The organism is Photobacterium lucens, assembly GCF_009873615.1.
Classification (GTDB): domain Bacteria; phylum Pseudomonadota; class Gammaproteobacteria; order Enterobacterales; family Vibrionaceae; genus Photobacterium; species Photobacterium lucens.
On sequence record NZ_SSMG01000106.1, the window covers coordinates 1 to 12,662 of the forward strand.

Genomic DNA, 12,662 nt, shown 5'->3' on the forward strand with positions numbered 1-12,662 from the left:
TTCATATAGTTATAAACACTTACATTACTGCCTTATTAAATATTTGTTGGCTTGAAACTTGTACATTTTGTCAATGATGAACGACGCAATGAATGTCCATGAGTATTTTTAACTGAGTGAGGCAAAGATATGAAGTGTTTACGACACTCTTTACTAGCATGCTCGTTAGCCTTAGTTTCTACCTCGGCATACAGCATAATACCGCACCCATTTACCGATAATGGTGGGTGTCCTAGTGATGCATTCCTATTCCAAGGTAATCCATCAACGGTATATAAAGTAGATTTATCATCTGGTTTCTATCAAGCTTCTGATCCAATGACCTCCTCTATTAATGCGGTAGGTTATAACGAAACAGATGACTACATTTATGGTTTTGATAACACCAACTTTACAGTTGTTCGTGTCAATCAACTTTTCCAACATGAAAACGTCTCCGTTACAGGTCTACCCGGTTCAACCACCTTCCCAACGGGTGATGTGTTCAATAACAAATACTACGTCTACAAATCTGGTACAGGTATGTACGAGATCGACTTAACCACCTTGGTGGCAACACAAGTGATGACCGGTGGTAATGCATCTCTCGGCCTTACTGATATGGCGTTCCATCCAGATGGTTCTGGTCGATTATTTGCTGTTGATAATAGTAGTAAGAAACTCTATGAGATCAGCAACTATAACTCGTCAGCAACCTTCACTGAAATTGGTGACACAGGCATTACCGGTTCTTCAACCTTCGGTGCACAATATTTTGATGCCAATGGTTATTTGTACCTCAGCCGAAACCAAGATGGTTTAGTGTTCCAAATTGATATCAGTAACCTAGCAAGTATTGATGCTACCGCAGTTCAATATTCAGCAGGCCCAGTTTCTGGTACCAATGATGGTGCTCGTTGTGCTAATGCACCTATTCTGGCAGCAAATACTGACTTTGGTGATGCACCTGATACCTATAAAACTTCTCTTGCAGCCAATGGTGCGCGTCACTACAACGTATCAGAAGTCAACTACTTCTTCGGTAGTGAAATCGATACAGAAGGTGATGCTTTAGTTTCACCAAGTTCGGATGATGCCGATGGCACACCAAATGATGAGGATGGTATTTCATTCCCAGCGAACTTCAAACAAGGTTCAGATGCACTAATTCAAGTTCTAGTCGGTGGTTCTGCCCCTGGTTATGTCAATGTCTGGATTGACTGGAATAACAATGGTGTGTTTGATGAATCTACCGAGCATACTATTACGGATCTTCTACTCAATGGTGGTGACGGTGTAACACCAGCAACGCATATGCTTAAAGTTCGTGTACCTGATGATGCAAGTACAGGGCAAATTTGGGCGCGTTTCCGTATAGCAAAAGATGCTGGAGCACTCTCTTATGGTGGTGTTTCCTACGGTGAGGTAGAGGATCATCAGATCACAGTCGATGCGCAAGCAGTAACGCATAACTGGTACCCATCATCCAACTCTTGGGTAACCCTAGTGTATGAAGATGACTGGCCACAACAAGGTGACTTCGACTTCAACGATGTTGCGATGTACTACCGTGTAGATAAAGTTACAGATACCAATGGTGATATATTACGTTACGATATCTACGGTAATTTACGTGCATATGGTGCGGACTTCGCTAACGGCTTTGCCGTGAAGATTGATGGTATAGCAACCGGTGCTGTAGATTCATCAAGAACGAAACTCGTCGTTAACGGCGTAACTAAACATTTTACGCAAATTCTAGAATCCGGTACGACTGATGCCGTAGTGATTATTTCTGAAAACCTAAAAAATGAGATTTCAGCACCTGCTTGTTCAGGTGGTTTAGGTGCGTACTATCGTGTATGGACAGGCTGTTCAAGCGACGCAGTCGATCAATTCCAATTTGAAGCAAGTATTCCATTCACCACTCCTATTACTTCAGCAAGTGCGCCAAGCATGCCGTTGAATCCATTTATCTTCGGTACACCAGGAATCGACCATGGTGACGGTACGCGAGCAACAGATGGTCGTGCAGTTGAAATCCACTTGAAAAACTATGATGTCACTAGTAAAGCCAATACCACCTACTTTGGTACTGACGATGACACATCTGTTTACGTAGATGGTGATTGTCCGGGAGTTAACTGTGACACTTACCACAACGCTAATGGTGTTCCTTGGGCCATTGTAGTTGATACCCCATGGGATCACCCAAATGAAGGTACTAATATCCTAACGGCTTACCCTGATCTTGAAACTTTCGCAACATCTGGTGGTGTAAGTAATACCGACTGGTATCTACGTGCAAATGCCGTTGTCAGCAAACTCTTTGAATAATGGAGAGGAGTATTAAAAATGAAAAGTTTATACCTAACACTTTTTACTGCCGCTCTATTATTTGGTTGTGGTGGTGGCGGTGGTGATGATGGCAACACCAACACAGACACACCGCAGCAAGCCGTGCCTAATCCTGATCAAAATGTCGATGATCAGGTAACAGGTGGTACTGGAGATGCAGGTGACAGCACAGCGAAATTCGAGGATTTGGTTATCCCTGATGATTTCGACTTAAGTACAACTTACGATATGCCTATCAGTATTGATCTGGATACCACAGAGCCAATGAGCTTAAGCGTATACGGTGACTTTACAGTAGCGGATGATGGCTCTATTACACCGATTGCAGGTAGTAAGATCATCTCAGGGCAAATCGCTAATGGCGACTTTAATGGTGTCATTGCAGCAACCGGGACATTGAAAAATGTACTGATTGAGGCATGGTATAAAGACCCAAATAAAGAACCTTTCCAAACAGTTGTGAGCGTTAATGCAGACGGTATTACTATTAGCAACTAACAGGAAATAATAGAAATCGGCTTATACACTTTCAATTAGAAAGAATCAGTAATAAGCCGATTTTCTTTTAACCATGAAAACCATTACGCTTCTGACTATTAGCTTAACTTTCAACATACTTTTACTTGGCTGTAAAAGCGATTCAACACAAACAAATCAGCCTCAGACTACAGACCTTGTTCAACCAGATAATACTAATGGCGCTGAAATATCAGAATCCCCTGTTCAGCTACCTTCTATTCCAGATACTGATTCAGAGACTAATGACAGCTCTAACAGCTCACAGGCAAACATCGAAGACGAAGTAGCCATTGTAGTTCCGGAGACTCAAGATCCCGTTATTCCGCCTGAACCTGAACCTGAACCTGAACCTGAACCTGAACCTGAACCTGAACCTGAACCTGAACCTGAACCTGAAAATCCTACACCACCACGTTCAGATGACAACAACGATAATGACTTTGGTGATCTCGATATTCCTGACGATTTTGATTTAAATACCTCTTACGATATGAACATCAAAATCGACTTAACAACAAAAGCTATCCTAAAGCTCACGATCTACTCTGACTTTACCGAATTTGAAAATGGTGATATTTCACCGATAGCAGGCAGTTTGTTAGTCTCAGGCAGCATACTAAATGGCAATTTTAACGGCACTATTAGAGTTACAGGCACAATGAAACATATTTTGATCCAAGCGTACGACAACAATGCCAACCTGTTGTTCTATCAAACAATTATCGAAACCACACGCGATGGCATCATCATTACGGATTAACTTATTTAATATCAATCACACGACTGGCTTTTTTATATTTGATCCGCCAGCCTTGCCAACGTGGCAACTCCCAGCGTTTCGGATCCGCTTTACGACTTCCTTGAATATGATTAGCTACTACCAACTTGCGTGGAATATCGTATTCAATCGCCATCACTAAATCTGTCAGTTTGACTTCCCTTGGGTACAGCTCATCAAACTCTTGTCTCTCCCACTCAGGGATCCCATCAAAGAGAAAGTCACTAGGCTCGAATAACGCTAAGTCATCAATATGTTCAATGCCTAAATCATCAATTTGATCTGTTAGCCACTGAGTAATATCAACAGGCTCAGGCTGACGTTTCACAAAATCAGCGTTATATAGCCCTAGTGCCAAGTACAAATTCCACTGTGAAATATCCGCAACAATTCGCGGAGCAAGTTCAGGCATAACTTCACCAGCAAATAGCATCTCGATAATCGCAGATCGTGCTGATTGACCTTCTGGTTGTGTCCACGCTGTATCAATAACACGCCCAGCGTAAATACGTTGCATAGCCGTTTTAAAAGAACCATCTGTTTGCTCAACGGTATCGCCTTGCACAATATCCCCAAGATCAGCATCAACTATTTGTGACATTGTCACAGGTGAACAGCACGTCGCCAAAATACGGTTTTGTTTTACACCTCGCCCCGGTAAAGCAAATTGATCAAACACCAACATCGCTTGAGATAGTTGGTTGTCCTCGACTTTACAATCAATCAGTGAATCTTTGGCACTATTTACTTCTACGATACCATTACTCATGGCTTGCTGTCGTTTTTCACGACGAACAAAAACCAGTTCTGGTACTGCATTAATCACCGCATTTTGCCATTGTTCACGCTTAAATCGACTTGCCACGGTGAGATCGGGTAATTCAAGAATTTCACGCATTTGAACTGACAGTAATCGCGCTTCGGCAAGCATATTGTCATCAACCGTTAGCCATTCTGGTAACGCTTCAGATCTCACGATCTTGATCAAAGCGCTAGCATCACAAAAACTATTACCTAGCCATTTGTTTAGCTTTTCTTGTGTTTCTTCATTTTTTGGCGGTTGCCATAAACGCTGCGGAATAGACAGCGCAGCTGCTAAATCCACCATCGCTTCTTTATCAGCTCGTGTTGCCATTGCCGTAATAAGGTGAGCAAACAGGGTATCTATCGGTAGCTGATACAAACAACGCCCATAATCTGTAATAACCTCATCTTCTGTCATTGCTTGCATTGCTAATAACGCTTGTTTTGCAGCAGTAAGGGTTTTCTCTGGCAATGGATCAATAAATGGCAATTGGCTAAATTTAGCCCCACAACAAAGTGAGGCGAGATAAGCTTCCACCAGCTCTTCACGTTGAAGTTCTGGCGGAGTAATTAACTCAAGAGCTGCTGCTTTGCCATACAGACGAATACACATCCCGTCAGTCACACGCCCTGCTCGCCCTTTTCGCTGCTCTGAACTGGCTTTTGATATGGCATGTAGCGCTAAAACCGTACGTCCATTACGCTGGTGGGTACGGCGCTCTAATCCAGAATCAATGATCAAAGTGACACCGGGAATAGTCACTGACGTTTCAGCTACATTGGTTGCAACAATAATACGTTGCTTATCACTTTCGGTTAAAGCACGTTTACGTTCATCATCGTTTACTGACGCATGCAATGGAATAATATCTAACAGCCCAGCAGTAACTTGTTCACTAAACGCTTGTTTCAACGCGCTTTGAGTGGCTGAAATTTCTTTTCGACCCGGTAAGAAAATCAAAATATCTTGCTGAGTATCAATATGCTCACTCACCATACGAGAAATGCGCTTGTCGATATTCATAATATCAGGCATATCACGACTGTCTGCTGCTTGATTAATCACAGTAACGGCAAAGTTACGCCCTTTAGCATGCAGATGCTTTGCCGATAAATAATCAACTAATCGCTGACTATCAATGGTTGCAGAGGTGATCACTAAACGGTGAGATTGTTGCTGTTTTAACAAAGCCAGTAATAAGTCGGTATCCCAACGCCTTTCATGGAATTCATCAATGATCACTGTGGTGAAATCAGCTAACAAACCTTCGCTTAACCAACGTAGTGCCACACCAGGTGTTGCAAATATGATTTGGGTATTTTCATCAAAATGTTGCTCAAAACGGATCGCATAACCCACTGATATCTGTTCAGGATTCGCTTCATCTGTTGCTAAATATTCAGCCAATGAAGTACAAGCCACGCGACGAGGCTCAACCACCAGCACTTTGCCTTGGGATGATGCCCATAATGGTAAGCGTGTTGACTTTCCCGAGCCCGTTTCTGCTTCAACCACAATATGATCGTTACGTAATAAGGTTTTAAATGGCTGCTCGATACTATCGATTGGTAATACTTTCAACATAATGCGTCTGTGAGTAGTGAATTCGGGTTCATTTTGGCAAGATTTTGTTTTGTTGTCAGGAGAAAAAGCCATTTGATCAATGATGAAATAACACAAGTTTTATAATTGTCTAATCTGTCACCAACTTACGTTCTTTTTCGATGGTTAGTTAAGGTTATTTCATCGAAAAATTGACTTTTTGATATAACTCCCTAGCCTTACATCATTAACTTATGGAGGCTACGCCACATGACAACGAAAACCATTTTTAATCCTGAGCTTTGGGACGAAGTTGAAGGCTTTGATTTCGAAGATATTACTTACCACCGCGCGAAAAATCAGCCAACAGTACGTATCGCGATTAATCGTCCTGATTGCTTGAATGCATTTCGCCCTAAAACAGTTGACGAGCTATTCACTGCATTAGATCACGCGCGCCAATGGTCTGATGTAGGTTGTGTACTGTTAACAGGTAATGGTCCTTCTCACAAAGGTCAATGGTCATTCTCATCAGGTGGTGATCAGCGTATCCGTGGTAAAGATGGTTACAAATATGAAGGTGAAGAAGCAGGTACCGCTGATGTTGCACGTATGGGTCGTCTTCATATTCTTGAAGTTCAACGTCTGATCCGCTTCATGCCTAAAGTTGTTATCGCAGTCGTGCCTGGTTGGGCTGTTGGTGGTGGTCATAGCCTACACGTTGTGTGTGATTTAACTCTTGCATCAAAAGAGCATGCGGTATTTAAGCAAACCGATCCTGATGTTGCATCATTCGACTCAGGTTACGGCTCGGCATACCTAGCGAAAATGATCGGCCAAAAACGTGCTCGTGAAATCTTCTTCTGTGGTTTTAACTACAGCGCACAAGAAGCTTACGAAATGGGCATGGTAAACAAGGTTGTTGATCACTTTGAACTAGAAGAAGAGGCACTTCGTTGGGGTAAAGAAATCAACAGTAAGTCACCAACAGCAATGCGTATGCTGAAGTACGGTTTCAACTTACCAGATGATGGTTTGGTTGGTCAGCAACTGTTTGCTGGTGAAGCCACTCGCCTAGCTTACGGTACTGCCGAAGCACAAGAAGGTCGTGATGCATTCCTAGAAAAACGTGACCAAGAGTTCAGTAAGTTCCCTTGGCACTATTAATTTAAAATAAACGAATAACGACCATTCGTTTATTTTTAGCTCAATTGATGAAGCCATGCTGTGTTATGCCGCATGGCTTTTTAATACCTGCCAGACAACTGACATTAAAACGAAACACTAGCCGTTGTAATCATTTCCAGTAAATAACTCGAACGATAAGCCAATAATCAAAAAATACTAAAAAAATTCTGCCGCTTTATCTAAATAAGTGATCATACCCTTTGTATTCTTATCCTCGAAGTTCTAGCATTAGCACCTGATTGAAAACCATCGCTTGTTTTCTCCTTTATCCTTCTAGCTACAGAGTTATTTGCATGAACAACGATAAAAGACCTTTATATATCCCCTATGCAGGTCCTGCACTGCTTGAAACACCACTTCTCAACAAAGGTAGTGCATTCTCTGTCGAAGAACGTATGTTCTTTAACCTTGAAGGGCTTCTTCCTGAAGCTATTGAATCAATCGAAGAACAAACTGAACGTGCTTATCAACAATACCTTAAGTTTGATAACGACATGGATAAGCACATCTATCTACGTAATATCCAAGATACTAACGAAACACTGTTCTACCGTTTAGTTGAAAACCACATCACTGAAATGATGCCAATTATCTACACTCCAACGGTTGGCTCTGCATGTGAAGATTTCTCAAATATCTACCGTCGTGGTCGTGGTCTGTTTATCTCTTACCCGAACCGTGATCGTATTGAAGACATGCTAAACAATGCTTCACGTCAAAACGTAAAAGTTATCGTTGTCACTGATGGCGAACGTATTCTTGGTTTAGGTGACCAAGGTATCGGTGGTATGGGTATTCCAATTGGTAAGCTATCGCTATACACCGCTTGTGGTGGTATTAGCCCTGCTTACACTTTACCTGTTGTACTTGATGTAGGTACCAACAACCCACAACGTCTTTCTGATCCTATGTACATGGGCTGGCGTCATACCCGTATTACCGGTAAAGAATACGATGCATTCGTTGACGAGTTTATCCAAGCCGTTAAGCAACGTTGGCCTGAAGCATTAATCCAATTTGAAGACTTTGCTCAAAAGAATGCAATGCCATTACTAGAGCGTTACAAAGACAAAGTTTGTTGCTTTAACGATGACATTCAAGGTACAGCAGCAGTAACTGTTGGCTCTCTACTTGCAGCATGTAAAGCGGCTGGCAGTAAACTGTCTGAACAGCGTGTCACTTTCCTTGGCGCAGGCTCTGCAGGTTGTGGTATTGCTGAAGCAATTATTGCCCAAATGGTGTCTGAAGGCATCTCTGATGCACAAGCTCGCAGCCAAGTCTTCATGGTTGACCGTTGGGGCTTATTGATCGATGAAATGCCAAATCTACTTAACTTCCAGCAGGCACTGGTTCAGAAGAAAGAACAACTAGCTGAATGGGATGTGGCTGACAATAACATTTCACTGCTTGATGTTATGCGTAATGCTAAACCAACCATCTTAATTGGTGTTTCTGGCGTTCCAGGATTATTCAGCGAAGAAGTGATCCGTGAAATGTACGCACACTGTGAGCGTCCGATCATTTTCCCACTATCAAACCCAACTAGTCGTGTTGAAGCAACACCGTTTGATTTGATCCGCTGGACAGATGGTAATGCACTCGTAGCAACTGGTTCACCATTTGATCCTGTGATTTACGAAGGCAAAACTTACCCAATCGCACAATGTAATAACAGCTACATTTTCCCAGGTATTGGTTTAGGTGTACTTTCTGTTAATGCACGTCGTGTAACCAATGAAATGTTGATGGAAAGTAGCCGAGCACTAGCGGAATGTTCACCACTTGCAATCCACGGTCACGGCCCTCTTCTTCCACCATTAGAAGATATTCAGAAAGTATCACGTAAGATTGCTTTTGCTGTTGCGAAAAAAGCAGTAGAGCAACATAAAGCGCCGAAAAATTCAGATGAGCGTATTCGTGAGAAGATTGACGCGAATTTCTGGAAATCAGAATACCGTCGCTATAAACGTACATCATTCTAATTTATCGTTCGTAATAATTAGAGGTGCCAATATCGGTACCTCTTTTTTTGACTATAAAAACAGCGATGCGTTTTATTACTTGTTTTCGTTGAATATTATTTAAACGACAGCACTATAAAATGACAAAACGCAGACATTAGACTCTTAATTAATAGACATTTTATTGATTGATTAAGGTAAGATAAATATCAGGAACTTTGTATTTTTTGGATGATTATGAAACTGCTAAATTTGATCCGTATCTCTGCAGTTATCTGTATCTTATTTGTCTCATCACTACTGTTATTAGATCGCTGGATATCAGCCCGTACATCCGATCGTATTTATCATGATATCTCTGCGGTACCTAAGCATTCTGTCGGCTTGGTTCTTGGAACAAGTAAATATATAGCTAAAACATTAAACCCGTATTATGAATACCGTATTACGGCAGCCCTTGATTTATACAAACAAGGTAAAATTGATTACTTCTTATTAAGTGGCGATAACGCCCATCGCTCATATAACGAGCCATGGACAATGAAACGTGACTTGTTAAAAGCAGGTATTCCTGATGATAAAATCGCATTAGATTATGCAGGCTTTCGTACGCTTGATTCTGTTGTGCGTGCAAAAGAAGTATTCGATGCCGATAACTTCACAATTATTACTCAACAATTTCATTGCGAACGTGCGCTGTTTATTGCTGACAGTTACAAAATTAAAGCGATATGCCTAGCTGTTCATGAACCTAACGGTACAGCCCAGCTAAAGATCCGTATTCGAGAAGTATTAGCTCGAGTAAAAGCGATGAGTGATCTGTTTATTCTAAATGTTCAGCCAAAGTTCTTAGGCCCCAAAGTACCCATTGTGAAGCCTGAAGATCCAGTTGAGAATGTTTCTGAGCCAACATCATCAATCACCTCAGTTGCTCCATTAGCACCATCAGCCAGTAGCAGTACTTCTAGCGCAACACCAAGCCAAAATTAAATTCCCCATAACATAACAAAGCCAGCTTAGTGCTGGCTTTTTACTATTCCTTTTTCGTGTTCATTGTCGATATAAACCGATTTTTAACCGTTTTTATATGCTGCAATGCATCCGCTTTAATCTTTTTATTAAGCTTTACACTTTTACTGATTGTTTGCTTCCTAGCCATATTCTTAGCGCCATTTTTACGAGACTTTAACGTCAACTTTTTGTCACTAAACAGTATCATATTCAACTAGGGCAATAAAACTTTATTTGCACCACAAATTTTTTACAGGGTTAACTTATTACCATTAATAACAATAAGTTAATAAATTACGTAGTGATTTATTTTAAAGATCAAAGTAGAAAATGAGCATGTATCGTAAATATGCATTAATAAGATAATAATTTTATTATTATCCATTGGTTTAAATGCTACATCTCAACATCAATCGGCATAACCATTACACTTTTATTTCTCAACAAAAATTAACCATTTATATACATTAATCACACACTTATTAACCACTTACTCTTATAGTGTTTACGCAATTTGATGCTCATTTTAAAGTGCTTTTTACTATCGGAGAATGGCTATGACTGCACTAACAATAACAATAAGGCAATGGCTCTTAAATCGTAACAGTCTCATTATCATTGCAGACATACTCTTGTTTGCTACCCTACTTAACACCCTACCTTTTGAGGAAAATATCAATCTCGGTCTCAGTATTCTGAGCTTTATCGCCGTACTTTGGTTAACTGAAGCATTACACGTCAGCGTAACCGCCATTCTTGTTCCATTACTCGCGATATTTTTTGGTATTTTTAAAACACCGCAAGCATTAGCGAATTTCTCCAACCCTATTATTTTTCTATTTTTAGGTGGATTTGCACTTGCAGCAGCTCTGCATAAACAACAATTAGATCAAGTAATTGCAGATAAAGTACTAGTTGCAGCTAAAGGGAAAATGTCTGTCGCAGTCTTAATGTTATTTGGTGTTACTGCTGGCCTTTCAATGTGGATCAGCAATACCGCCACAACAGCGATGATGTTGCCATTAGTGCTTGGCGTATTAAGTAAAGTAAACAATAAAACAGGACACAGTACTTATGTCTTTACCTTATTGGGTATTGCTTACTGTGCCAGTATTGGCGGTATTGCAACGATTGTCGGTAGTCCACCCAATGCAATTGCAGCAGCAGAAGCTGGACTTAACTTTACTGAATGGATGGCATTTGGTGTACCTGTTAGCTTACTACTGTTACCTCTTACCGTTGGATTATTATATGTATTATTAAAACCCAACCTAGACCATCAGTTTGAAATCGATCATACCCCTATTACATGGACAAACGGCAAACTACTTACACTCGCTATCTTTTTATTGACCGTTACATGTTGGATCTTCAGTAAACCAATTAATGCTTATTTAGGTGGCTTTGCAAAGTTTGACAGCGTTGTTGCGCTAAGTGCCATTGTATTATTGTGTGCTTCACGAGTCGTGGAATGGAAAGATATTCAAAAATCAACCGACTGGGGTGTACTTATCTTATTTGGTGGGGGTATTTGTTTAAGTAACGTATTAAAAGCGACAGGCACCAGTGTTTTTCTCGCTCAAGAACTGAGTGGATTTCTCAACCAAGCCGGGTTATTGCTGACTATCTTTATAGTAGCGATCTTTGTCGTTTTCTTAACTGAGTTTGCTAGTAACACCGCAAGTGCAGCGCTACTTATTCCTGTTTTTGCAACCGTTGCAGAAGCGCTAGGAGTATCGCCTGTGATTTTATCGGCATTAATTGCAATCGCTGCATCGTGTGCATTTATGCTACCCGTTGCGACACCACCAAATGCGATCGTATTTAGTACCGGACATATCAAGCAGCAGGAAATGATGCGAATTGGTATTTACTTAAATATTCTATGTATTGTGTTCTTAACACTGTTTGCTTGGCTATTCTGGTAATTAATTGTGAGCAAAGAAGGTGTATTTTTGCACCTTCTTTGTAAATACACTCATTCAAGTTTAATGAGTAATCTTTCTCCATTTTCATTTTGTTTTTCTATTGTACATTTCCCTTTTCTTTCAATTAAATTGATTTGCTCAGATTCCAAGGCGAATGGTAATAGCAGCACAAAACATTGGATACCTTCATTTCGTGATAAAAATAATAAACGAATAATATTCTGTGTATCACTTGCGCTACTTGAAAGTACCTTTAACGCTTCTTTATGTAGCTTTTCTGCTGGGCTTATTTTCGATGAAATATTGGTAGTGATATTCATCTCAAAAGACGGCACAAGGCTTTGAATAAAATCAATAAACGTCCATTTCTGGCGGCATAGAAGAGAGAGAAAATGCGTATAATCAAATATGATTAGTTCTTGCTCTGATGTATTAAGTACTGTTTCCATAACTATCCTTAGGTAGGAACGTAACATCAATCATTAATCCTTGTCGTTACGACTATACGTCTAGTTTTCTATCAAGCTAAATAATCGCAATTGCATTTGTGAAGAATGTCACATCATTTTTCTGTTTTAACATTACAAAAAACA

General features: G+C 40.6%; 9 protein-coding genes. 7 read left to right on the forward strand and 2 right to left on the reverse strand.

All coding sequences use genetic code 11. The features are described 5' to 3' along the window. The first annotated feature begins 129 nt into the window (after positions 1-129). The 3 genes from E5A76_RS05375 (at position 130) to E5A76_RS05385 (ending at position 3,616) form a co-directional block, all read left to right on the forward strand. A complete protein-coding gene (locus E5A76_RS05375) occupies positions 130-2,316 on the forward strand; it encodes an LruC domain-containing protein (RefSeq protein ID WP_161118322.1) in 2,187 nt (728 codons plus the stop codon). 18 nt (positions 2,317-2,334) lie between these two features. Next, positions 2,335-2,835, forward strand: a complete 501-nt coding sequence (locus E5A76_RS05380) for a hypothetical protein (RefSeq protein WP_161118323.1) — start codon at positions 2,335-2,337, stop codon at positions 2,833-2,835. Positions 2,836-2,908: 73 nt separating this feature from the next. After that, on the forward strand, positions 2,909-3,616 hold the full coding sequence (locus tag E5A76_RS05385; RefSeq protein ID WP_161118324.1) for a hypothetical protein: 708 nt from the start codon (positions 2,909-2,911) through the stop codon (positions 3,614-3,616). A 1-nt stretch (position 3,617) separates the two neighbouring features. Here the strand turns inward: E5A76_RS05385 and E5A76_RS05390 are convergent, their stop codons facing one another. Then, entirely contained in the window at positions 3,618-6,020 is a 2,403-nt protein-coding gene (locus E5A76_RS05390; RefSeq protein ID WP_187695561.1) for a helicase-related protein, read from the reverse strand. 231 nt (positions 6,021-6,251) lie between these two features. On the opposite strand from E5A76_RS05390, the gene E5A76_RS05395 reads away from it, so the two are divergent. The 4 genes from E5A76_RS05395 (at position 6,252) to E5A76_RS05410 (ending at position 12,069) form a co-directional block, all read left to right on the forward strand. Next, a complete protein-coding gene (locus E5A76_RS05395; RefSeq protein ID WP_161118326.1) occupies positions 6,252-7,148 on the forward strand; it encodes a 1,4-dihydroxy-2-naphthoyl-CoA synthase in 897 nt (298 codons plus the stop codon). 314 nt (positions 7,149-7,462) lie between these two features. Then, on the forward strand, positions 7,463-9,151 hold the full coding sequence (locus tag E5A76_RS05400) for an NAD-dependent malic enzyme (RefSeq protein WP_161118327.1): 1,689 nt from the start codon (positions 7,463-7,465) through the stop codon (positions 9,149-9,151). A gap of 216 nt (positions 9,152-9,367) precedes the next feature. Then, positions 9,368-10,120 (forward strand): SanA/YdcF family protein, encoded by a 753-nt coding sequence (locus E5A76_RS05405; protein ID WP_107167382.1) that lies wholly within the window; start codon positions 9,368-9,370, stop codon positions 10,118-10,120. 578 nt (positions 10,121-10,698) lie between these two features. Then, the gene (locus E5A76_RS05410; protein WP_107167358.1) at positions 10,699-12,069 is read left to right on the forward strand and encodes an SLC13 family permease; all 1,371 of its coding nucleotides are present in this window, start codon (positions 10,699-10,701) and stop codon (positions 12,067-12,069) included. A gap of 50 nt (positions 12,070-12,119) precedes the next feature. Here E5A76_RS05410 and E5A76_RS05415 read toward each other — a convergent pair whose 3' ends face one another. Beyond that, positions 12,120-12,518 carry a hypothetical protein gene (locus tag E5A76_RS05415; RefSeq protein ID WP_053988105.1) on the reverse strand — a complete coding sequence of 133 codons (399 nt, stop codon included), beginning with the start codon at positions 12,516-12,518 and terminating at the stop codon, positions 12,120-12,122. Between the last annotated feature and the right edge of the window lie 144 nt (positions 12,519-12,662).